This is a genomic window from Ponticoccus sp. (in: a-proteobacteria), assembly GCF_048381735.1.
Map to the genome: position 1 here is coordinate 46142 of NZ_JBLXGL010000008.1, position 22608 is coordinate 68749.

The following is a 22608-nucleotide window of genomic DNA, read 5'->3' on the forward strand; positions in this document are numbered from 1 at the left end:
TTTTGGGGAGGACAGGGAGGACGCCATGAAGGATCTGACACCGGAGCGCGACAGCCTCGACCCCATCGAGATCGCCTCGCGCGACCAGATCTCGGCCCTGCAACTGGACCGCATGACATGGTCGCTGCGCCACGCCTACGAGAACGTGCCGCACTACAGGGCCAGCTTCGACGCGGCGGGCGTGCATCCGGACGACCTGCGCAGCCTCGAAGACCTTGCGAAGTTTCCCTTCACGGTGAAGTCGGACCTGCGCGCCAACTACCCCTTCGGCATGTTCGCCGTGCCGCGCGAACAGGTGAAACGCATCCATGCCTCCTCGGGCACCACCGGGCAGCCGACCGTGGTCGGCTATACCGAACGCGACCTCGACACCTGGGCCACCGTGGTGGCGCGGTCCTTGCGGGCAAGCGGGTTGCGCCCCGGCGACATCCTGCACAACGCCTATGGCTACGGGCTGTTCACCGGCGGGCTGGGCATCCACCTGGGCGCCGACAGGCTGGGGCTGTCGACGGTGCCGATCTCCGGCGGGATGACCCAGCGGCAGGTGCGGCTGATCGAGGACTTCGGCGCCAAGGGCATCACCGTCACGCCCTCCTACGCGCTGTCGATCATCGACGAATACGCGGCGCAGGGGCTGGACCCGCGCAGGTCGCCGCTGCAGGTGGGCATCTTCGGCGCCGAGCCCTGGACCAATGCCATGCGGCGCGAGATCGAAGAGGCCTTCGACATGCACGCCGTGGACATCTACGGCCTGTCCGAGGTCATGGGGCCGGGCGTCGCCAATGAATGCGTCGAGACCAAGGACGGGCTGCACATCTGGGAGGACCACTTCTACCCCGAGGTCATCGACCCGGAAACGGGCGCGGTGCTGCCGGATGGCGAACTGGGCGAGCTGGTTTTTACCTCACTGACGAAAGAGGCCTTCCCGATCGTCCGCTACCGCACCCGCGACCTGACGCGGCTCTTGCCCGGCACGGCGCGGTCGATGCGCCGGATGGAAAAGGTCACGGGCCGGTCCGACGATATGATCATCCTGCGCGGGGTGAATGTCTTCCCGACCCAGATCGAGGAACAACTGATGACGGTCGCGGCCCTGGCGCCGCATTTCCAGCTGGAACTGAACCGCGTGGGCCACAGGGACGAGATGACGGTGCTCTGCGAATGCCTGCCCGAAACCGCCGCCGCCCGAGAAGCCGCCGCGCGGGACCTGTCCGCGCGGATCAAGCAGGTGGTCGGCGTGACGGTGCGCGTCTCTGTCGCCGACCCGGGCGGCGTCCAGCGCAGCCAGGGCAAGGCGGTGCGCATCCTCGACAACCGCCCGAAGACCTGAGCCCGGCGGGCCGCCGCTCGTCCTTCGGACATCGCCCCGCCCACCGTCCCGCGACCGCACGCGCGCCCCTGTCTTCTTCTTGGTCCAAATACCCCGAACCCGGCCAGCCCCGGGGCGCCCGGTCGGCGGGGCTCCCGTTCCGCGCCGCGCCACCCCAGCGGGGCATGCAGGTTTCCGATCTGCGCCAGGGCGTCCCGACAAAACGCCGTTTCCGACCGATCCACCCGCGAATCCGACTTGCCGGAGCGCGCGCCCTGCCGTATTTGCGCTCTTGGGACACCTCTCCCCAACGAGAGGCATCTATCTGGAAGGTTAGCAGATATGACGACGAAACACCCGGCTCACCGGCCGGCAAACCCGCGTTTTTCCTCCGGCCCCTGTGCCAAGATCCCCACATTCTCGCTCGACAAGCTGTCTGACGCCGCGCTGGGCCGGTCGCACCGTGCCGCCGTGGGCAAGGACAAGCTCAAGGCCGCCATCGAGGGCACGCGCGAGATCCTGGGCATCCCCGCCGACTACCGCATCGGCATCGTGCCCGCATCCGACACCGGCGCCGTGGAAATGGCCATGTGGTCGCTGCTGGGCGAACGCAAGGCCACCATGGTGGCCTGGGAAAGCTTCGGCGCGGGCTGGGTCACCGATGTGGTCAAGCAGCTGAAGATCGACGCAGAGGTCAAGACCGCCGACTACGGCGAGATCGTCGACTTCGCCGAGATCGACTTCGACACCGACGTCGTCTTCACATGGAACGGCACCACCTCGGGCGTGCGCCTGCCGAACGGCGAGGCCATCCCGGCAGCGCGTCAGGGCCTGACCATCTGCGACGCCACCAGCGCCGCCTTCGCGCAGGACCTGCCCTGGGACAAGCTGGATGTGACCACCTTCTCCTGGCAGAAGGTCATGGGCGGCGAGGCCGCACATGGCATGATCGTCCTCAGCCCCCGCGCCGTCGCGCGGCTGGAAAGCTACACGCCTGCATGGCCGCTGCCGAAGATCTTCCGCATGACCAAGGGCGGCAAGCTGATCGAGGGCATCTTCGTCGGCGAGACCATCAACACGCCGTCGATGCTGGCGGTAGAGGATTACCTCGTCGCGCTGGACTGGGCCCGCGAGATCGGCGGCCTGCCGAAGCTGATGAACCGGGCCGACACCAATGCCCGCGTGCTCTGGGACTTCTGCGACCGCAACGACTGGATCGCCAACCTCGCCACCGACCCGGCGACGCGCTCGAACACCTCGGTCTGCCTGAAGTTCACCGACGAGCGCATCCAGGACGGCGCGGCTTTCGCCAAGGCGGTCGCGAAGAAGCTTGCGGACCACAACGTGGCGCTGGACGTGGGCGCCTACCGCGACGCCCCGGCGGGTCTGCGCATCTGGTGCGGCGCCACGGTCGAATCCTCGGATGTCGAGGCCCTGACGCCCTGGCTGACCTGGGCCTTCGAGGCCTGCATCGAGGAACAGGCGTAACCCGCGCGACCTCGATTTCTTGCAAAGAAATCGTGCCGGATCCTTTGAAAGGATCCGGCCTCTCCCCCCATATCTTCCGTAAAGGACCCGACCCATGGCTCCCAAGGTACTCATCTCCGACAAGCTCTCCGACGCCGCCGTGCAGATCTTCCGCGATCGCGGCATCGACGTCGACTTCATGCCCGAACTGGGCAAGGACAAGGACAAGCTGGCCGAGATCATCGGCCAGTACGACGGCCTCGCCATCCGCTCGGCCACCAAGGTCACACCCTCGCTGCTGGAACATGCGGACAAGCTGAAGGTCGTGGGCCGCGCCGGTATCGGCACCGACAACGTCGACAAGGAAGCGGCCTCGAAGAAAGGCGTGATCGTCATGAACACGCCCTTCGGCAACATGATCACCACCGCCGAACACGCCATCGCGATGATGTTCGCCGTCGCCCGCCAGATCCCCGAGGCCTCTGCCTCGACCCATGCGGGCAAGTGGGAGAAATCCAAGTTCATGGGCGTCGAACTGACCGGCAAGACGCTGGGCGTGATCGGCGCGGGCAATATCGGCGGCATCGTCTGCGACCGGGCCCGGGGCCTCAAGATGAAGGTCGTGGCCTACGATCCCTTCCTCTCGGACGAGAAGGCCGAGCGGATGCAGGTCGAGAAGGTCGACCTCGACACGCTGCTCAAGCGCGCCGATTTCATCACCCTGCACGTGCCGCTGACCGATCAGACCCGCAACATCCTGTCGAAGGAGAACCTCGCCAAGACGAAGAAGGGCGTGCGCATCATCAACTGCGCCCGTGGCGGACTGGTGGACGAAGAGGCGCTGGCCGAGCTGCTGAAATCGGGCCATGTCGCCGGCGCCGCCTTCGACGTCTTCGCCGAGGAGCCGGCGAAGGAAAACGTGCTCTTCAACCTGCCCAACGTGGTCTGCACGCCGCACCTCGGCGCCTCGACCACCGAGGCGCAGGAGAACGTCGCCCTGCAGGTGGCCGAGCAGATGGCCGACTACCTGCTGACCGGTGCCGTGCAGAACGCGCTGAACATGCCCTCGGTCACCGCCGAAGAGGCGAAGGTCATGGGGCCGTGGATCGACCTTGCCGGGCACCTCGGCAACTTCATCGGCCAGATGACCGATGAACCGATCAAGGCGATCAACATCCTCTATGACGGCTACGCCGCCGAGATGAACCTCGAAGCGCTGAACTGTTCGCTGATCGCGGGCATCATGACCTCGGTCAACCCGGACGTGAACATGGTCTCGGCGCCGCTGATCGCCAAGGAACGCGGCATCCAGATCGCCACCACCAACCAGGCGCAGTCGGGCATCTTCGAAGGCTACATCAAGGTCACCGTGACCACCGAAAAGCGCGAGCGGTCGATCGCGGGCACCGTCTTCAGCGACGGCAAGCCGCGCTTCATCCAGATCAAGGGCATCAACATCGACGCCGAGGTCGGCCGCCACATGATCTACACCACCAACGAGGACGTCCCCGGCATCATCGGCGCCCTCGGGCAGACCATGGGGACCCATGGCGTGAACATCGCGAACTTCACCCTTGGCCGCCGCAGCGCCAAGGCCGAGGCCATCGCGCTGCTCTACATCGACGAACCGGCGCCCGCCGATGCCGTCGAGGCGCTCAAGGCCACGGGCCTGTTCCAGCAGGTCAAGACGCTGGAATTCGACGTCCGCTGACCCATGCAAGGGGCGCCCGCCGGGCGCCCCTCCGCGGGACCTGCGCAGCCCGCAACCGGGGAAGGTATTTGGAAGACCAGAGAAGGGCAGGACTCCCACCCGGCTTCTTTGGTCCCGTAAATACCCTCGGGGGTGGCCCGCAGGGACGGGGGCAGAGCCCCCTCTGCCGCCGCCTTGTCCACCCCCGTCGCAATCCGCGACCGGCGCTCTTGCCAGGCCCTTTCAGGCTTCGGCGGCAAATTCTGCCATGAGCGTCTCCAGGGCCTCCATCGGGGGAAACCCCTCGAAGCTGTGCCGCGCAGGTGTTTGTGCCCAGGGCAGCTTCTCCGCCGTCATCGTCTCTATGAAGGGGGTGAACCACGAGGGGTCGTCCAGCATCGTGGGCCGGACGTTCAGGAACATGTCCAACCCGGTGATCCGCGTGAACATCCAGGTCATGCAGTCCGGGCAGCACATGTGGCTCAGCTGGTCGCCTGCCGCGCCGCCCCGCACGGGTTCTCCGGCGATGACCTCGAAGCCCTCGGTCGGGACCATGGCGGTCAGGGAAAAGGCGCTCGCCGCCATCTTCTGGCAGCCCCGGCAGTGGCAGGCGGCGGTCATCAGGGGCGGCGCGGTGATGCGGATGCGGGTCGCGCCACAACGGCAGCTTCCTTCCATCGGCAGGTCGGGTTTCGGCATCAAGGGTCTCCTCAGTCGGCTTCGGGCGCAGCATAGCGGCCCCATCGGCGCAGGCCAGCCTTTCGCCTTGTATCCCGCTGCCGTTGCCGGTTGAGTGCGCCCCAGGAAAGGACGCCCCCATGCCGCTTTACGCCATCGGCGACATTCACGGACAGCTTGGCCAGCTGGAACAGGCGCTCGACCGGATCGCCCGGGACGGGGGCGCGGATGCGCCGGTGGTCTTCCTGGGGGATTTCGTCGACCGGGGCGCCGACAGCCGCGCGGTGATCGAGACCTTCCTGGCCGGTCTGGCCGGGGGCCGCGACTGGTCCTTCGTCAAGGGCAACCACGACCGCATGTTCGAACGCTTCCTGACCGAGGGCATCCTGTCCGACGCGCAGATCAAGTCGGGCAAGCTCTACCTGCATCCGAACCTCGGCGGGGCGGCGACGCTGCAATCCTATTTCGACCTCGCGGGGGCCTTCGGCATCGACGACGCGACCGCCGCCCGCTTCGGCGTCGAGGGCGTGCCGGGCGACATCCTGCCCGATCTCATCGCTGCGGCGCGCGCGGCGGTGCCCGAAAGCCACAGGGCCTTCCTTCGCGACCTGCCGCTCTGGCTGGACCGGGGGCCGCAGATCTTCGTGCATGCGGGCATCCGCCCGGGCCTGCCGATGGGCTACCAGCAAGAGGACGACCTCTTGTGGATCCGGCATGAGTTCCACCGCGACACCCGCGATCACGGCGCCCTGATCGTGCACGGGCATACGCCGGTGGACTGGCCGGAATTGCACCTCAACCGGCTCAACCTCGATACCGGCGCGGGTTACGGGCGCGAGCTGGTGCCGGTGGTCTTCGACGGCGACGGCATCTTTGCCCTGACCGCCCGGGGGCGCGCGCGGCTTTAGCCCGCCTGCGCCTGCCCGGCCTCTGCCGCCGTCAGCGCGGCCCATGCATCGTATTGCGCCAGAAAGACCTGCCCCGACAGGTCATCCAGGAAATGCGAGCGCTTGAGGCGGTCCATGACCGGCCCCTTGACCTCTGACAGGTGCAGGGTGATGCCGGCTTCGGCCAGCCGCCGGTTCAGCTCTTCCAGCGTTTCCAGCGCGCTCATGTCGACCTCGTTCACCGCCGCGAACATCAGCACGACGTGTTTCGGCGCCGGGTCGCGGGCGATGCGGTCCAGCACGTAGTCCTCGAGAAAGCGGGCGTTGGCGAAGTACAGGCTTTCGTCCACGCGCAGCGTCACGATATCGGCGCGGGTCAGCACCCGGTGGCGCAGGATATTGCGGAAATGCTGGGTGCCGGGCACCAGCCCGACCTCGGCCACATGCGGCCGCGAGGTCTTGTAGAGATGCAGCAGGATCGAGATCAGCACCCCGGCAGAGACCCCGGCCTCGACCCCGAAGCCCAGCGTCAGCGCGATGGTGGCGAAGACCGCGGCGAAGTCCACCCGAGAGTAGCGCCACGCGCGCCCGAGGATCGAGAAATCGACAAGGCTGAGGACGGCGACGATGATCGTCGCGGCCAGCGTCGCCTTGGGCAGGAAATACAGCAGCGGCGTCAGCACCAGCGTCGCGACGAGGATGCCGACGGCGGTATAGGCGCCCGCCGCGGGCGTCTCGGCCCCGGCATCGAAGTTTACCACAGAGCGCGAAAAACCGCCCGTCACCGGAAAGCCCCCCGACAGCGATGCGGCCAGGTTCGAGGTGCCCAGCCCGATCAGCTCCTGGTCCGGCGAGATGCGCTGGCGCCGTTTCGCGGCCAGCGTCTGCGCCACGGAAACGGATTCGACGAAGCCGATGATCGAGATCAGCAGCGCCGACAGGAACAGCTGGCTCCAGAGCGTCGGATCGAAAGAGGGCAGGGTCAGCGGCGGCAGGCCCATGGGCACCGCGCCCACGACCTTCACGCCGCCCCAGCCCGACAGGTCCAGCGCCCATGTCAGCAGCGTCGTCACGAAGACGGCGGCCACCGGCCCGGCCTTGGCGCCGATGTCGGCAAGGCGCGGCGGCAGGCCCGCCGCCAGCAGGCGCGGCTTCAGTCCCTTGCGGACCCAGAACAGGAAGGCGGTGGCAAGGCTGCCGATCACCAGCGTCAGGATATTGGTCTGGCCGATCTGGGCCAGCAAGGACCCGATCAGGCCGATCAGCGTATGGCCCTCTGCCTCGACCCCAAGGATGTGTTTCAGCTGCGAGGCGGCGATCAGCACACCCGAGGCGGTGATGAAGCCCGCGATCACCGGGTGGGACAGGAAATTCGCCAGAAAGCCCAGCCGCAGAAGGCCGAGCGCGGTCAGCATCAGGCCCGAGAGAAAGGCCAGCGTTCCGGCTGCCAGGGCGATCGCCGCCGGGTCCGTCAGGCCAAGGTTGGCCACCGCCGCGGCGGTCATCAGCGAGATCACCGCCACGGGCCCGACGGCCAGCGTGCGCGAGGTGCCGAAGATCGCGTAGGCCACCAGCGGCAGGATCGAGGCATAAAGGCCCATCTGCGCGGGCAGCCCGGCCAGCAGCGCATAGGCCAGCGATTGGGGTATCAGCATGATCGTGACGATCACGGCGGCCACGAGGTCCGAGGCGGCGGTGCTGCGGTCGTAGTGGCGCGCCCAGCCGAGAATCGGAAGGTATCGGGTCAGCCGACGGGTGGCGGGACGGGCAGGGGACATTCCGGAAGATCCTGTAAGGGGGCCGCCGTGCGGCCTTTGTCCTACCCTATATATTCACCAAAATGAATTTGAAACCCCCGCGGTGCGGCGTTTCCGCATTCCTGCGTTCCGGGCGGGGCCATTCACCGGGGCCCGGGTGCTGGCCTTGGCTCGGCAGGGGGCGACAGAGCGGGGCGTGGGGCTGCAACACGGGGAAATCGATCCGGCGCCGGGGGGCAGGCGGGCGCCGCGCGCCAAAGCGTCGCGGTGCCCGCCTGCGGCCCGGATCTCGCCCGGTCAGGCCTTCAGCCGGTAGCCCCTGCGGAACATCGCCCAGGCCAGCAGGCAGACCGCCAGCGTTGCGGAAAGGGCCACGGCGAATCCCAGGGCCGGATGGCTGTCCGAGACGCCGATCATGCCCCAGCGCGCGCCGTCGATCAGGTAGAAGACCGGGTTCAGATGGGTCACCTGGTAGAGGCCCGGCGGCAGCGATTCGACCGAGTAGAAGGTGCCCGACAGGAAGGCCAGCGGCGTGACGATGAAGTTGGTGATCGCCGCCATCTGGTCGAACTTGTTGGCATAGATCCCCGCCAGCAGACCCAGCGCCGACAGGAAGGCCGCGCCCAAGAGCACGAAGGCCAGCGCCGCAAGGGGATGCGCCGGCACGATCCCCAGCGCCAGCCACAGGGCCAGCGCAAGGCAAAGCGCCACGATGGCTCCGCGCGCGATGCCGCCCGCCAGATAGCCCAGCACCAGTTCTCCGGCGGAAAGCGGCGGCATCAGCGTGTCGACGATATTGCCCTGCACCTTCGAGATCACCAGCGAGCTCGAGGTATTGGCAAAGGCGTTCTGGATCACGGTCATCATCAGGATGCCCGGCGCGATGAAGGTGGTGAAGGGCACGCCCATGACCTCGCCGCGCTGCGGGCCGATGGCGATCGAGAAGATGACCAGGAACAGCCCGCCGGTCACCAGCGGCGCGGCCAGCGTCTGGGTCCAGACGTTCAGGAATCGCAGGATTTCGCGGCGGGCCAGGGTCTGGAGGCCAAGCCAGTTGATCCGGCCGAAGCGGCGGTCGCCCTGGGCGTATTGGGTGGGGCTGTGCATGTGTCCTCCTGTCCGGTGTCGGGCGCCTTGTATCTCGCCCTGTGATGATTAGAATAGGGGGCACCAAGCAAATTTCCGGCGGCCCCGACATCCGTGGCCGCTTTTTTCAGTGGGAAAGCCGCATGTCCTGGACCGATGAACGCGTAGAACTGCTCAAGAAGATGTGGACGGAAGGGCAGTCCGCAAGTCAGATCGCCAAGGAACTGGGCGGCGTGACGCGCAACGCGGTGATCGGCAAGGTCCACCGCCTGGGCCTGTCGAACCGCGCCGGCGGCGCCCCGGTGGCCGAGGCAAAACCCGCGCCCAAGCCGGAACCGGCCGCCAAGCCTGCCCCGGCGGCCAAGGCGGCCCGCCCGGCACCCGCCCCGCAGCCGGAACCGGAACCCGCGCCCGCTCCGGAACCCGTGGCGGCCGCGCCCGCGCCGACCCCGGCGCGCAAGCAGATCATCCCGGCGGGCCAGCCCCTGCCGCCGCAGCCCTCGACCAACGAGATCAGCCCCGAGGCGCTGGCCAAGGTCAGCGAGATCGAGAAGAAGGCCAAGCGCCTGACCCTGATGGAACTGACCGAGCGCACCTGCAAATGGCCCGTGGGCGATCCGGCGACCGACGACTTCTGGTTCTGCGGCCTGCCGGTTCAGCAGGGCAAGCCCTACTGCGAGGCGCATGTGGGCGTGGCCTTCCAGCCGATGTCCTCGCGCCGCGACCGCCGCCGCTGAGGCCGCGACCCAGACGCGGGCCTCATGGCCGGGCGTCCGCCGCTGCGCTCCCCCCCTTCTTTGGTCTTCCAAATACCTCGGGGGGAGGCCGCAGGCCGGGGGGCAGCGCCCCCGCCCGGTCGCCTGACCCGGGGCAGGCGAAACCCCGTGGCGGCTACGGAACCCTCTTCCCGTGCGCCCGATCCGCGCGTATATGCCGCCCATGCAGAATCCGCCCGATCTTCGCCCCGACCTGGCCCGCGCCCGCATTTCCGACACCGTCCGCGACGGCCAGCCGACCATCGGCATGGTCTCTCTCGGCTGCCCCAAGGCGCTGGTCGACAGCGAGCGCATCCTGACGCGCCTGCGGGCCGAGGGCTACGGCATCTCGGGCGATTACGCGGGCGCCGATGCGGTGATCGTGAACACCTGCGGTTTCCTCGACAGCGCCAAGGCCGAAAGCCTCGGTGCCATCGGCGAGGCGCTGGCCGAGAGCGGGCGGGTGATCGTCACCGGCTGCCTTGGCGCCGAACCCGAGTATATCACCGGCGCCCATCCCAAGGTTCTGGCGGTCACCGGCCCGCACCAGTACGAACAGGTACTGGACGCGGTCCACGCCGCCGTGCCGCCCAGCCCCGATCCCTTCATCGACCTGCTGCCCGCCAGCGGCGTCAGCCTGACCCCGCGCCACTACAGCTACCTCAAGATCGCCGAGGGCTGTAACCACAGCTGCAAGTTCTGCATCATCCCCGACATGCGCGGCCGCCTCGTCAGCCGCCCGCAGCGCGCCGTCATGCGCGAGGCCGAAAAGCTGGTCGAGGCTGGGGTGAAGGAGCTGCTGGTGATCAGCCAGGACACCTCGGCCTATGGCACCGACTGGAAGGACCGCGACGAGAAGTTCCCGATCCTGGGCCTGTCGAAGGCGCTGGGGGCGCTAGGCGTCTGGGTGCGGATGCATTACATCTACCCCTATCCGCATGTCCGCGAGATGATCCCGCTGATGGCGCAGCGCGCCGAAACCGGCCTCCTGCCCTATCTCGACATCCCCTTCCAGCACAGCCACCCGGACACGCTGCGCCGCATGGCCCGCCCCGCCGCCGCCGAGCGCACGCTGGACGAGATCGCCGCCTGGCGCGCCGCCTGCCCGGATATCACCCTGCGCTCGACCTTCATCGTCGGATACCCCGGGGAGACCGAGGCCGAGTTCCGGCACCTGCTCGACTGGATGGACGAGGCGCAACTGGATCGCGTCGGCTGCTTCCAGTACGAGAACGTCGCCGGCGCCCGCTCGAACGCGCTGCCCGATCACGTCCCCGAAGAGGTCAAGGCCGAGCGTTGGGCGCGCTTCATGGAGAAGGCGCAGGCCATCTCCGAGGCCAAGCTGGCGGCCAAGGTCGGACAAGAGATCGAGGTGATCGTCGACGAGGTCGACGAGGACGGCATCGCCACCTGCCGCACCAAGGCCGACGCGCCCGAAATCGACGGCAACCTCTTCATCGACGAAGGCGCAGAGGCGTTGGCCCCGGGCCAGATCGTCCGCGTCGAGGTGGACGAGGCCGGGGAATACGACCTCTGGGGACGGCTGGTCTAGCGGGCGGGGCCTGGAAAGGCGGGCGCCCCTGAGGGGCCCGCGGCGCGGCTGATATCCGGGTGAAGGAAACCGACGGTTACGGCAGACGCGGCGACCGTTGGCGTCGAGATCCGAGCAACCGCGACGGTTGCAGAACGCGACGCGGGTGCAATATGCGTGGCCCTGCCGCGACCGGCCCGTAGCTGCCGATCGAGATACGTCCCTGATACTGCATTGCGGCGTGCCAGACCTGACTTTCGCAGCAGATTGAAGTTTTGGAGAGCCCCAAGGTCAGGCTTGCATTGTGACACTGTGGTGCCGTCAGTTTGGCCTGATTGGCGGTGAGACTTTTTGAAAAAGAAATCCTGACAGGTTTCTCTCCGCAACAATATTTCGAAACCGAGAATCCACAAAAATTTCGAACTTCAAGGATCTTGGCGGATCCAGCGCAAAAATTGGAACTTCTAGCGGTGGCTCCGCTTTTATCGCGACTTCCTTGAAGGCGTAGGGGCCGCGGCTTGGTCGCGCAAGATACCTTGAGCGGTTCAGGTCCACCAAATCAAAGAACCGTTTTGGCCGGAAGAGAATATGCCTTTCGCCCTCAATTTTGCACGGAAAGATAACAACCCAATCATGAATGAGCTCAGCAAGATGGCAAGTGTAGATCTCCTCACTGCAAGAAGGCAACATCATCACATTGTTGAAGTCGGCTACCGGGAGGCTTTGACTGTCATCAAAGGCAAGCTCGGCAAGCTCCATGTCCAAGGGGCCGTTTTCCGAAGGCCCCAAGTCTTCACCATAGAATTCGTTCTTTAGCCAACTTGGGCCAAAACTGACGACATCCCGAACGTTTCCAACGTCAAAATTGCAGCGATAAAAGTCTCTCATTCTCAATTTATTCCATGATCTTCGATCAGTTCTCGCGCAATATCGGGGTCAACGTCGGGATTTGGAGCCTCTCTGCATTCCGGGATCTTTGAAAGTTCGTGCGGAACGTCATCTTTCGTTGCCAATCCAGAAGCGCGTCATGCCGATGTTTTCAAAGATGCGTGCCAATGTCCATCCCAGTGATGCTTGTGTCCGCTGCCGCTGCCGGTTTTATTCCAGATAACGCCAGCCCTGATCTATAAGATGCGAATAGCCTATCCCCGTTTGCACCTTCCTCTGTAACTCCTCCATTGGGTGAGTGTTTTGCCCAACATGGGGATGTAGAAGGTTTGTCGGTATAGTCGCTCTGTTAAAAGTGCCCTGATCCTCAACGGAACATCCGACTTTGTCCGGCAATGCATGCGACATCGACTCAAAAAGAGAATTCCGCGAACGGCAAGGCTACTTCAGCAGGTGTTGCGGCGGTACCATCGGCGGAGATGCTTCACCCATGGGCGACGAGAGCCGCGAGTGAGGTAGTTGAGTGAAAAACCTTTGAGGATCGGTCAAGGCGGATCGCGACGCGCCTTCAATCTATGAGATATCTGAACAGGATCTCGATGCGGATATAACGCTTATCTATTTGAAAGGCATCCTGCTTTGTTTCTGACCGGGTATGCACGCGCGTTTCTGGCCTCTTTGTGGCCTCTAGCTGTGTGCCAAGGTCTGCTTCGACGCACACAAGCGATGTCTGATGCACCCGCCGCAAACCGGCTCCCCGCCCGTTCCTCCGCATAACCGCGCAGATGGGGCCCCAAGCACCGGCGGCGACGGCCAAGGCAATCCGCACGGCCAACCGTCGTTTGGCCCGCTTCCGCGTTCCGCCCCTCTGTCAGGGTTCCGGTCCGTATTCCTGCGTCCGGATGTCCTCGCGGTCGCCGGATTGGACCAGAACGGCGGGTGCGCTGCCGGGGCTGTAGAGCGGGTCGGGCAGCATTCCGATCGACATGGCCAGCGCCGCAAGCTCTACCCGGTTCGTCGTGCCGGTCTTCTGCATCAGCGCGTTCAGCCTTTGCCGCACCGCCGAGACGGAAATCTCCAGGTGGTTGGCGATGTGCCTGTCGAGATAGCCGCGCCCGATCAGTTCCATCAACTCCAGCTGCTTGTCGGTGATGCGGTTGCGTTCCACGTATTCCTGCGTGAAGTGCAGCAGGTAGCGCTGGTGCGCCGCCTGCGCGCAATGGGTCAGGGTCCAGCCCTCGGCGGCGAGGATGTCCAGCAGGGCGCCGCGGTCATGATCGCCGAGAAAGCTCATCATCGCCGCCTGCCGCGGGGCGTGCTGCCGCAGTGGGATCGAGATCCCGGCGCGCATGCCCCGCCGCGCCGCCTCTCGCAGGACCTTGATGCGGCCATCGGGCAGCGTGCGGTACTCGCGCAGGAACTCCAGCCCGACGACGATGGGTGTCAGGCAGGCGATGCCATGGCTGCGGAAATAGGACCAGCGGTACAGGTCCGGGTCGGTGTTGGCATCGTGCAGCCAGCTTGCGTCGTAAGAGGTGCGCACGAACATGGTGCGCCGCCAGTCGCCGTAATCCGTCGCCGCGATGAAGTCGATGCAGGGCAGTCCGACGTCCTGCCCGAGGGCCTTCAGAAGCGCCCAGACCTCGTCGGAGTGGGTGGTCTGTTCCAGCCGGCGCAGGAATTTTTGCATGCGGGGCGGAAAGAAGCTCTCGGCCCCGAAGGCGCCGCGCGGGGCAGCGCCCTGCGGCTGGTTGCCTTCAGGCGCCTTCATCTTCGAGGTGCAGCTTCATGTCGATCAGCACCTTCTGAAGCGCCAGCGTCTCTTTCAGCAGGCGCTTTGCCTCGGTCGCGGAAATCACGCCATCGGCAATCGACTGGTGGTATTCGGCCATCAGCATGCCGAAGCGCTGCGACAGGGCGATCACGTCGGAATTCACGCCGCCCTTGCTGCGGTCGTTGGACCGCGTCTCGGTGAACTCCAGCGAGATGCCTTTCAGCTCGGCCAGCGCCGCGGTGACATGCGGAAAGGTTGCGGCCTCTTCCAGCGCCGCCACAGCATCCACGGGCATGAAGCGCTCGGCGTGTTCGTCGTAGTCGGAGTAGTAGCGCCCCAGCGTCGCCTTCGATTTGCCGGTCAGCGCGCAGGCGGCTTCGATGCCGACGTCCTTGACCAGCGCCTCTGTGTGCTTCTTCAGGTATCGTCCGACAATCGCCATCGCTTCTCCATCCGGCCCGGCTCCGGAACGGGAGGGGAACCTGCAAATCGCTTTCCCATTAGCCAAACCTGTCAGAAATGTCATGCTTAAATCCAGTCCGGGCTGTGCCGGGCCGTACCAGTGCCGGGCCGTTTGGGTCCGGATTGGCCGGGTTCTGTCCCGCCGCGCGCCGCGCGACAGGCGGTGCCCGGCCCGTTTTCGCCCTGTGTTCCGCACGTGCCCCTGCCGATGCGTTCTGCCGCGGGATCGCCGCCCGGAAAGCGCCGTGGGGGGGCGCGGCAGGCGGGTCGTCTTCGTGGTGTCTGTCCGGCCTTGTCCCGGGCGCGCCCCTGCCCGGTTGCGAGGGCGGCGGTCTTCGGGCAAAGGGTTCGCCCATGGCCAAGCTGCATTTCCATTATTCGACCATGAACGCGGGCAAGTCGACGCTGCTGTTGCAGGCCGCGCACAACTACAACGAACGCGGGATGCAGACGCTGCTGCTGACCGCCGCGCTGGACAGCCGTGCCGGGCCCGGGATGATCGGCTCTCGGATCGGGCTGTCGCAGCCCGCGCGCACCTTCGATGCGGAAACCGACCTTCAGGCGCTGATCGCGGCGCGGCTGGCCGAGGGGCCGGTGGCCTGCGTCTTCATCGACGAGGCGCAGTTCCTGACCCACGAGCAGGTCTGGCAACTGGCGCGGGTGGTGGACGATCTGAAGCTGCCGGTCATGGCCTACGGGCTGCGCGTGGATTTCCGCGGCGCGCTGTTTCCCGGCTCTGCCGCGCTTCTGGCGCTGGCCGATGTGATGCGCGAGGTGCGCACCATCTGCCACTGCGGCCGCAAGGCGACGATGGTGGTGCGGCAGGGGCCGGACGGGCAGGCGCTGCGCGACGGGGCGCAGGTGCAGATCGGCGGCAACGAGACCTATGTCAGCCTCTGCCGCCGCCATTGGCGGCAGGCGATGGGCGACCCGGCGGCCTGAGGTCGCCGCGATCCGCGCGCTGGCCGGTGTCGGCCCGCCGGGCCGGAGGCTGGCGGGGATCGGCTCATGCCCCTGGGCCCGGCGCGGAGGGCGCCAATAACCGATTCATCTGAGGGCCGAAACGCGCTAGGTTTCGGGCAAAGGCAGGGGTGAGCGGATGCGTGTCAGGGCGATGTGTGTGGCGGTGATGCTGGTTCTGGGCTGGGCGGTGCAGGCCCCGGCGCAGGATCGCGCGGGCGTGGAACGGCAGTTCCGGGGCTGGCTGGAACAGACCGTCTGGCCGCAGGCCAGCCGCAAGGGGGTCAGCCGGGCGACCTTCGACCGGGCGTTTCAGGGGGTCTCGCTGGATTGGGACCTGCCCGACCTGGTGCCGCCGGGCACCCGGGCGCAGACGCCGAAACGCCAGCGGCAGGCCGAATTCGGCAGCCCGGGCAAGTATTTCAACCGGGGCTCGGTCGAGGGCGCCACGGCGGTCGGGCGCCAGATGGCGCGCGCCCATGCGCAGGCGCTTGCGCGGGCAGAGGCGCGCACGGGTGTTCCGGGCCGGATCGTTCTGGGCATCTGGGGCCGCGAGTCCGGCTATGGGCGGGTCGCGATCACGCACGACGTCTTCCGGGTACTGGGCACCAAGGGCTTCATGTCCACCCGCGCCGGGTATTTCACCGAGGAACTGGTCGCCGCCCTGCAGATCGCCGAGGCCGGCCACGCGCCCTCGGGGGCGATGAAATCCAGCTGGGCGGGGGCGCTGGGACAGCCGCAGTTCATGCCCACCAGCTTTCTGAAATACGCCGCCGACGGGACCGGGGACGGCCACGCCGACATCTGGCGCTCCGAGGCGGATACCATTGCCTCGATCGCCAATTACCTCGCGAAACACGGCTGGCAGAAGGGCCGGGACTGGGGCTTCGAGGTGCAGGTACCCGAGGGCGTGTCCTGCACGCTGGAAGGGCCGGACCAGGGCCGACGCATCCGCGACTGGGCCGCCATGGGGATCACGCGGGTCGGCGGCAAAGCCTTCCCCGAGAGCGAGGCGCGGCAGCAGGGCTTTCTCTTGATGCCCGCGGGCCGGTCGGGCCCCGCCTTCATCGTGACGCCGAACTTCTACGTGCTGAAGGACTACAACATGTCCGACCTCTACGCGCTTTTCGTGGGCCACGTGGGCGACCGGATCCAGTACGGCATGGGTGATTTCACCGCGCGCTGGGGGCAGGTCGGCGGGCTCTACCGGTCGGATGTGGCGGTGATGCAGCGCGCGCTGGAAGGCATGGGGCACGACGTGGGCGGGGCCGACGGGCTGCCGGGGTTCAAGACCCGCCGCTCGATCGGGCGCTGGCAGGAGGCCACGGGCCAGCGCGCCACCTGCTTCCCCGAAGCGGCGATGAAGGCGCGGCTTCGCTAGCGGCAGGCGGGAAGCGTTTTCGAAAACGCTTGCAAATTTCATGCATGAAATTTGCAAGCGCCCGGGGCTGCCGGATCAGTGAAACCTTTGCGGCGGAAGGTCTTTTGCGGCTAGGCTTGACGCAGGGGCAGGGCGACAGGCGCCCGGCCCATGGTGCAAGGAGTTCCGCATGACCCGCATTCCCACGCTCTTTTTCGCCACGGCGGCCCTGTTTGCCCTGATCGGCATGGCCTGGGGCATCCAGATGTCGGCCTCGCAGGACCATGCGCTGTCGCCCGCCCATGGCCACCTCAACCTGATCGGCTTCGTCGCCATGGCGGTCTTTGGCGGCTACTACGCGCTGAACCCGCTGGCCGCCGCGTCGCGGCTGGCGATGGTGCATTACGCGCTGACGCTGGCGGCGGTGATCGTGCTGGTCCCGGGCATCGTCATGGCGCTGAGGGGCACGGGCGAGGCGCTGGCCAAGGGCGGCTCGGTTCTGGCGCTTCTGTCCATGGCGCTGTTCCTCGTCGCGGTCCTGCGGCATGCGCGAGGCCTGATGCGCTGAACGCCCTTGCACGGGGCAGGCAACGGGGCAGGCAAACCCTGCCGCCCGCGCATCGCCCGGCAGGGGGCTGGGGCAAGGGAGGCCCTCAGGCGCGTTGCACCAGCACCGAGCCGACAGAATACCCGGCCCCGAAAGAGCAGATCACCCCACGGTCGCCCGGCGCGAGGTCCGCTGAGTTCTGTGAAAAGGCGATGATCGACCCGGCAGAAGAGGTATTGGCGTAGTCCTGCAGGATATTCGGCTGCTCGCCCGCCTCCGGCTCGCGGCCCAGGACCTTCTTGCCGATGAAGTCGTTCATCGTCTTGTTCGCCTGATGCAGCCAGAGCCGTTTCAGGTCATCGGCCTGCCAGCCCTCCTCGCCGAGATGCCCGAGGATATGGGCCGAGACCATGGGCAGCACCTCCTTGAAGACCTTGCGGCCGTTCTGCATGAACTGCATGTCCCGCCGGTCCTCCATCTGGTCGTGGGTGCGCCGCAGAAAGCCGTCGTTGTTACGGATATTGTTGGAGAACTGCGTCGCGCAGCGGGTCGAGACCACGTCCCAGCGCGCGCCCTGCGCCTCTTCGGCGCGTTCCAGAACCAGCGCGGTGCAGACGTCGCCGAAGATGAAGTGGCAGTCGCGGTCGCGCCATTCCAGATGGGCCGAGCAGATCTCGGGGCAGACCACCAGCGCCCGCCGGGCGCTGCCCGCGCGGATCATGTCGCCCGCCGCCTGAATGCCGAAGGTGGCCGAGGAACAGGCCACGTTCATGTCGAAGGCAAAGCCCTGCGCGCCCAGTAACTGCTGGATCTCGATGGCCACCGCCGGGTAGGCGCGTTCGTGGTTCGAGGCGGCGCAGATGATCAGGTCGATGTCTGCGCCGGTGCGGCCCGCCATCTCCAGGGCCCTGGTGCAGGCCTCCTGCGCCATCTCGGCCATGATGCCGGGCTGATCGTCGGGCCTTGCGGGCAGGGCGGGATACATGCGGTCGGGATCCAGCACGCCGGATTTGTCCATGACGAACCGCCGCTCGATCCCGCTGGCGCTGAAGATGAAATCGGCGCTGGAAGGCGTCTTGGCCTCGACCTCTCCGGCGGCGATCTTCTCTGCGTTGCGGGCGTTCCAGCCTTCGGCATAGGCGTTGAAGGCCTCGACCAGTTCGTCGTTGGAAATGCTCTGGGCGGGGGTAAAGACCCCGTGTCCCGAGATGGCGGGCTGGTACATGCGCGGCTCCTTCTGTGCGGTGACGGAACCGCAGTCGGGCGCGGAGGTCAAGCGCAGCGTGACGGAACCGTGGCGGTCCCTGCGGGGTTTCCCCTTCGGAAGGGAGCATCCAGATGGACAGACTTTCGCTTTATATCAGCCTGCTGACCCATACGGTCGTGACCGGGTCGCTGATCGTCGCCTTCCTCGCCATGGGGTACTATTCTTGGCAGGCGATCGCCGTGGCGGTGGTCATTGGCGTGGTGGCGGCATGGCCGCTGGCCAAGCTGATCTCGCGCCGGATCAAGACCCGCGATCCGGCGTTCAACCCACCCCCCCAGCAAGGGGATCCTGCCCGACCCGCAGGCGCCGGAAAGCTACTGAACCGGTCCTTGCGGGAGGTTTCGGCGCGCGGGTTGCGCGCCGCGCCTGTGGCTGCATCACGCCGGAAAGGCCTCGTGGCCGTCACCCTGCACAGCCAGAAGCGGTCGGCGCAGAGGGATCCCGCCAACCGCGCCACGTTTTCCTGGCCGGGCCGTTCCTAGACCGGGTTCGGCAGCGGCTCTCCGGCGAAGAAGGCGCGCAGGTTGGCGACGGCCAGCCGCCCCATGCCCTCGCGCACTTCCAGCGTCGCCGTGCCGAGGTGCGGCAGCAGGGTGACCGTATCGAGCGCCTTCAGCCGCTCCGGCACCTGCGGCTCGTTCTCGTAGACGTCCAGCCCGGCGCCGCCGATGCTGCGGTTTTCCAGAGCTTCGATCAGCGCCGTTTCGTCCACCACGTCGCCCCGGGCGATATTGACCAGATGCGCATGCGCGGGCATCGCCTTCAGCACGCTGGCATTCACCGTGTGCCGGGTCGCGGCGCCGCCGGGCAGGGCGACGACGAGGAAGTCGACCTGGGCGGCCAGCGCCTCCGGGCTGTCGCAGCGGGTCGCGGGGAACTCCAGCTCTTTCTCCGAGCGCGAGGCATAGGCCACGCTCATGCCAAAGCCAAAGTGGCAGCGCCGCGCGATGGCCTGCCCGATCCGCCCCATGCCCAGCACGCCCAGCCGCTTGCCGGTGACGTGATGGCCCAGCATCTGCACCGGGTGCCAGCCTTCCCAGGCACCGGTGCGGACCAGCCGCTCGCCCTCGGCGGCGCGGCGCGCCGACATCAGCAGCAGCGTCAGGGCGGTGTCGGCGGTGGCGTCGGTGACGGCGCCGGGGGTGTTGGTGACGGCGATGCCTGCGGCCTTGGCGGCCTCTACGTCGATGTGGTTGAAGCCCACGCCGAAGTTGGCCAGCAGCTTGCAGCGCGGGTCCGGCACGGCGGCGAAGACCTGTGCATCGTAGAGGTCGCCCAGCGTCGGCAGCACGCCGTCGTAATCGCGCAGAGAGGCCTCCATCTCGGCCCGGGTCATCGGGTCGGGGCGGTCGCGGTATGTGACGTCGAAGAGCGCGCGGGCCTCTGCGACCACGGCGTCGGGCAAGTTTCGGGCAATCAGAACCTTGGGCAAAGCACTCTCGTCTCTCTGGGGGCGGTCAGGCCGGGGCCTGCCGGGAGGGCGGCCCCGGCGTTGGGAAGGGTCCGGTCCCGCGCCAAAGGCTTAGGGCGGGGGACCGGGGCGGGGGTCACAGCATCCTCGATCCGTTGGGGACGGGCTTGTCGGGGGTCAGCAGCACGACCGCCTCGGCGTCGTCGTAGAGCCCCAGCACCAGCGCCTCGGACATGAAGGGGCCGATCTGGCGGGGCGGAAAGTTCACCACGCCCATGACCTGTTTGCCGACCAGCTCTTCGGGGGCATAATGCAGGGTGATCTGTGCCGAGCTTTTCTTGACGCCGATCTCGGCGCCGTAGTCGACCCAAAGCTTGATGGCGGGTTTGCGCGCCTCGGGGAAGGGTTCGGCCTGAACGACCGTGCCGACGCGGATGTCGACCTTCAGGAAGTCGTCGAATGTGATCTCAGCCATTGGCCAGCGCCTTCGACCGGGCGGCGGCGGCGCGTACCGTGGCGCGCATCAGGGGCGGCAGGCCCTTGTCCGCATCCATCAGCACCTCCAGCCCCGCCTGCGTGGTCCCGTTCGGAGAGGTCACGTTGCGCCGCAGTTGCGCCGGATCCTCGCCGGTCTCCTGTGCCAGCGCGCCGGCCCCCGCGACGGTGGCGCGGGCCAGCGACAGCGCGAGGTCGGGGGCGAGGCCCTCGGCCTCAGCGGCGGCGGCGAGACATTCGATCATGTGAAAGACATAGGCCGGGCCAGAGCCGCTGACCCCGGTTACCGCGTCCATCTGGTCTTCGGATTCCAGCCGCACCACTTCTCCGACGGCGGTCAGCAGGCTTTCGGCCATGTCGATATGCGCCACTGTCGCCTGCGCGTTGCCGATCACCGCAGTGATGCCGCGCCCGATGGCGGCGGGGGTGTTGGGCATGGCGCGCACGATGGGCGCCTTCGTCCCCAGCGCCGCCTCGTAAGAGGCCATGGTGACCCCGGCGGCGACCGAGACAAACAGCGTCTCACCGCCACCCATGGAGGCCAGCACCGGCAGCGCCTCGGCCATCATCTGCGGCTTGACCGCGATCAGTACGATGGCCGGGTCGGCGGGCAAATCTTCGTTGACGTGAACGCCCTGCGCCGTGACCCAGTCAGAGGGCTTGGGGTCCTGCACCCAGACCGATGCAGGCGGCAGCCCGCGCCCAAGCCAGCCTTCCAGCATGGCCGATCCCATCTTGCCGCAGCCCAGCAGCACCAATCCGCGCTGCGCGATCTCTCCGTCTTTCATGACGCCTCCATCCGGTTTGCCCAAGGGGTAAGCAAAGACGCGGGCCGCTGCAATGGCGGGGGGACACGGCGCGGGGCTGTACGGGACAGGCGCCTGTCGAAGCGGCGCCCGGAGACCGCGGGCTGTAACAAGGCCGGGCGACGACGGTCGCCGCCTTTTCTCAGAGAGACGACGACCTGCCACGAGGCGCGGAGGATACGGGCCGCCGCGATGTCGCGACGGCCCCTTTTGTGGGTCACGGCGCCGGGAGGCCGGTCGTTGCCGCGCCTAGCCCTTCACCAGCATCTTGCGGGGCAGGTCGCAGAAGACCTCCGGCTCGCCGTCGGTGATGGCGATGCTTTCGGTCGTCTCGTAGCCCCATGTCTCCATCCAGAGGCCGGTCATGAAGTGGAAGGTCATGCCCGGTTTCAGAACGGTCCGGTCGCCCCGGCGCAGCGACATGGTGCGCTCGCCCCAGTCGGGCGGGTAGCTGAGGCCGATGGAATAGCCGCAGCGGTTGTCCTTGACGATGTTGCGCTTTTCCAGCGACTTGAAGAAAGCGTCGGCGATGTCGTGGCAGGTGTTGCCCGCGCGCGCGGCGTCGAGCCCCGCGTCCATGCCTTCCAGAACCGCCTCTTCCGCGTCGAGGATATCCTGCGGCGGTTTGCCAAGGAAGATCGTCCGTGACAGCGGCACGTGGTAGCGCTGGTAGCAGCCCGCGATCTCGAAGAAGGTGCCCTCGTTTGCCTTCATCGGCAGGTCGTCCCAGGTCAGGTGCGGCGCGGCGGCATCCGGCCCCGAGGGCAGCAGCGGCACGATGGCGGGGTAGTCGCCGCCGTGTTCGTACCACTCGTCATAGCGCAGCCCGGCGTCGTAGATCTCGGCCACCAGATCGCACTTGCGCACGCCCACGTCGACCTCGCGCGCGATGCGGCGGTGCATGCGTTCCACGATGCGGGCGGCCTGCCGCATGTATTCCAGTTCCTTCTCGGATTTCACCGCGCGTTGCCAGTTGATGAAGCCGGTGGCATCCTTGAACTTGGCGTCCGGCAGCCCGTGGGTCAGCCGTTCATGCGCGCGGGCCGAATACCAGTAGTTGTCCATCTCGACGCCGATGGTGCCCTTGTTCCAGCCCATGTCGGTGAGCCTGTCGCAGAGATATTCCATCGGGTGGATCTCGGTCGACTGCACGTAGTGGTCGGGGTAGCCGATGACATTGTCGCGCCCGACCCAGACGGTGCGATAGGCGCCCTGCGCGTCCTGCCCGCGCCCGAACCAGATCGGATTGCCGGTGGGGCCGATGATCACGCATTGATGCACGTAGAAGGACCAGCCGCCATAGCCCGAGACCCAGGACATGTTCGACGGGTCCGACAGGATGAGCATGTCGTAGCCCTCGCGCTCCATCCGGGCGCGGATATGGACCAGCCGTTCCTGGTATTCTTCCGTGGTGTAGCGTTCGGGCGTGCGTTGCAGCTTGTTCATGGGGACCTTTCGGGGTTTGCCGGCAGGGGCGA

General features: G+C 66.9%; 21 protein-coding genes. 10 read left to right on the forward strand and 11 right to left on the reverse strand.

What is annotated here, in order from left to right; all coding sequences use genetic code 11:
* The first annotated feature begins 25 nt into the window (after positions 1 to 25).
* From paaK to serA, 3 genes are all read left to right on the forward strand, one after another.
* Positions 26 to 1330 (forward strand): phenylacetate--CoA ligase PaaK, encoded by a 1305-nt coding sequence (gene paaK, locus ACN5KJ_RS14145; protein ID WP_418594701.1) that lies wholly within the window; start codon positions 26 to 28, stop codon positions 1328 to 1330.
* A gap of 321 nt (positions 1331 to 1651) precedes the next feature.
* On the forward strand, positions 1652 to 2797 hold the full coding sequence (locus ACN5KJ_RS14150; protein ID WP_418594702.1) for a phosphoserine transaminase: 1146 nt from the start codon (positions 1652 to 1654) through the stop codon (positions 2795 to 2797).
* 94 nt (positions 2798 to 2891) lie between these two features.
* Positions 2892 to 4487, forward strand: a complete 1596-nt coding sequence (gene serA, locus ACN5KJ_RS14155) for a phosphoglycerate dehydrogenase (RefSeq protein ID WP_418594703.1) — start codon at positions 2892 to 2894, stop codon at positions 4485 to 4487.
* Between the two features lie 222 nt (positions 4488 to 4709).
* Here serA and ACN5KJ_RS14160 read toward each other — a convergent pair whose 3' ends face one another.
* Entirely contained in the window at positions 4710 to 5165 is a 456-nt protein-coding gene (locus ACN5KJ_RS14160; protein ID WP_418594704.1) for a GFA family protein, read from the reverse strand.
* Positions 5166 to 5284: 119 nt separating this feature from the next.
* Here ACN5KJ_RS14160 and ACN5KJ_RS14165 point away from each other — a divergent pair, with 119 nt between their 5' ends.
* Positions 5285 to 6052 carry a metallophosphoesterase gene (locus ACN5KJ_RS14165; RefSeq protein WP_418594705.1) on the forward strand — a complete coding sequence of 256 codons (768 nt, stop codon included), beginning with the start codon at positions 5285 to 5287 and terminating at the stop codon, positions 6050 to 6052.
* Here ACN5KJ_RS14165 and ACN5KJ_RS14170 read toward each other — a convergent pair.
* Entirely contained in the window at positions 6049 to 7809 is a 1761-nt protein-coding gene (locus tag ACN5KJ_RS14170; protein ID WP_418594706.1) for a SulP family inorganic anion transporter, read from the reverse strand. The genes ACN5KJ_RS14165 and ACN5KJ_RS14170 overlap by 4 nt on opposite strands.
* A gap of 276 nt (positions 7810 to 8085) precedes the next feature.
* Complete coding sequence (locus ACN5KJ_RS14175) at positions 8086 to 8895, reverse strand: ABC transporter permease (RefSeq protein WP_418594707.1); 810 nt, start codon at positions 8893 to 8895, stop codon at positions 8086 to 8088.
* A gap of 122 nt (positions 8896 to 9017) precedes the next feature.
* On the opposite strand from ACN5KJ_RS14175, the gene ACN5KJ_RS14180 reads away from it, so the two are divergent.
* Together ACN5KJ_RS14180 and rimO are read left to right on the forward strand one after the other, a co-directional pair.
* Complete coding sequence (locus ACN5KJ_RS14180; RefSeq protein ID WP_229245950.1) at positions 9018 to 9611, forward strand: GcrA family cell cycle regulator; 594 nt, start codon at positions 9018 to 9020, stop codon at positions 9609 to 9611.
* Between the two features lie 193 nt (positions 9612 to 9804).
* A complete protein-coding gene (gene rimO, locus ACN5KJ_RS14185; protein ID WP_418594708.1) occupies positions 9805 to 11181 on the forward strand; it encodes a 30S ribosomal protein S12 methylthiotransferase RimO in 1377 nt (458 codons plus the stop codon).
* 300 nt (positions 11182 to 11481) lie between these two features.
* On the opposite strand, the gene ACN5KJ_RS14190 is transcribed toward rimO, so the two are convergent.
* The 3 genes from ACN5KJ_RS14190 to ACN5KJ_RS14200 all read right to left on the reverse strand — a co-directional run bounded on the left by ACN5KJ_RS14190 (position 11482) and on the right by ACN5KJ_RS14200 (position 14264).
* Positions 11482 to 12048, reverse strand: a complete 567-nt coding sequence (locus ACN5KJ_RS14190) for a hypothetical protein (protein ID WP_418594709.1) — start codon at positions 12046 to 12048, stop codon at positions 11482 to 11484.
* Positions 12049 to 12919: 871 nt separating this feature from the next.
* A complete protein-coding gene (locus ACN5KJ_RS14195) occupies positions 12920 to 13819 on the reverse strand; it encodes a helix-turn-helix transcriptional regulator (protein ID WP_418594710.1) in 900 nt (299 codons plus the stop codon).
* Entirely contained in the window at positions 13806 to 14264 is a 459-nt protein-coding gene (locus ACN5KJ_RS14200; protein WP_418594711.1) for a hypothetical protein, read from the reverse strand. The genes ACN5KJ_RS14195 and ACN5KJ_RS14200 overlap by 14 nt, the downstream gene beginning before the upstream one ends.
* Positions 14265 to 14638: 374 nt before the next feature.
* On the opposite strand from ACN5KJ_RS14200, the gene ACN5KJ_RS14205 reads away from it, so the two are divergent.
* The 3 genes from ACN5KJ_RS14205 (at position 14639) to ACN5KJ_RS14215 (ending at position 17172) form a co-directional block, all read left to right on the forward strand.
* Positions 14639 to 15226 (forward strand): thymidine kinase, encoded by a 588-nt coding sequence (locus tag ACN5KJ_RS14205; RefSeq protein ID WP_418594712.1) that lies wholly within the window; start codon positions 14639 to 14641, stop codon positions 15224 to 15226.
* Positions 15227 to 15383: 157 nt separating this feature from the next.
* Positions 15384 to 16625 carry a lytic murein transglycosylase gene (locus ACN5KJ_RS14210; RefSeq protein ID WP_418594713.1) on the forward strand — a complete coding sequence of 414 codons (1242 nt, stop codon included), beginning with the start codon at positions 15384 to 15386 and terminating at the stop codon, positions 16623 to 16625.
* A gap of 169 nt (positions 16626 to 16794) precedes the next feature.
* Positions 16795 to 17172 carry a hypothetical protein gene (locus tag ACN5KJ_RS14215; RefSeq protein WP_347166029.1) on the forward strand — a complete coding sequence of 126 codons (378 nt, stop codon included), beginning with the start codon at positions 16795 to 16797 and terminating at the stop codon, positions 17170 to 17172.
* A gap of 85 nt (positions 17173 to 17257) precedes the next feature.
* Here ACN5KJ_RS14215 and ACN5KJ_RS14220 read toward each other — a convergent pair whose 3' ends face one another.
* Positions 17258 to 18376: a beta-ketoacyl-ACP synthase III gene (locus tag ACN5KJ_RS14220; protein WP_418594714.1), complete on the reverse strand. Its 1119-nt coding sequence runs from the start codon at positions 18374 to 18376 to the stop codon at positions 17258 to 17260.
* Positions 18377 to 18489: 113 nt separating this feature from the next.
* On the opposite strand from ACN5KJ_RS14220, the gene ACN5KJ_RS14225 reads away from it, so the two are divergent.
* Positions 18490 to 18900, forward strand: a complete 411-nt coding sequence (locus tag ACN5KJ_RS14225; RefSeq protein ID WP_418594715.1) for a hypothetical protein — start codon at positions 18490 to 18492, stop codon at positions 18898 to 18900.
* On the opposite strand, the gene ACN5KJ_RS14230 is transcribed toward ACN5KJ_RS14225, so the two are convergent.
* The 4 genes from ACN5KJ_RS14230 to doeA all read right to left on the reverse strand — a co-directional run bounded on the left by ACN5KJ_RS14230 (position 18897) and on the right by doeA (position 22576).
* The gene (locus ACN5KJ_RS14230; protein ID WP_418594716.1) at positions 18897 to 19850 is read right to left on the reverse strand and encodes a 2-hydroxyacid dehydrogenase; all 954 of its coding nucleotides are present in this window, start codon (positions 19848 to 19850) and stop codon (positions 18897 to 18899) included. The genes ACN5KJ_RS14225 and ACN5KJ_RS14230 overlap by 4 nt on opposite strands.
* 115 nt (positions 19851 to 19965) lie before the next feature.
* Positions 19966 to 20304, reverse strand: a complete 339-nt coding sequence (locus ACN5KJ_RS14235; RefSeq protein ID WP_418594717.1) for a tRNA-binding protein — start codon at positions 20302 to 20304, stop codon at positions 19966 to 19968.
* Positions 20297 to 21112: a pyrroline-5-carboxylate reductase gene (gene proC, locus ACN5KJ_RS14240; protein ID WP_418594718.1), complete on the reverse strand. Its 816-nt coding sequence runs from the start codon at positions 21110 to 21112 to the stop codon at positions 20297 to 20299. The genes ACN5KJ_RS14235 and proC overlap by 8 nt, the downstream gene beginning before the upstream one ends.
* A gap of 267 nt (positions 21113 to 21379) precedes the next feature.
* Positions 21380 to 22576: an ectoine hydrolase DoeA gene (gene doeA / locus ACN5KJ_RS14245; protein ID WP_418594719.1), complete on the reverse strand. Its 1197-nt coding sequence runs from the start codon at positions 22574 to 22576 to the stop codon at positions 21380 to 21382.
* Between the last annotated feature and the right edge of the window lie 32 nt (positions 22577 to 22608).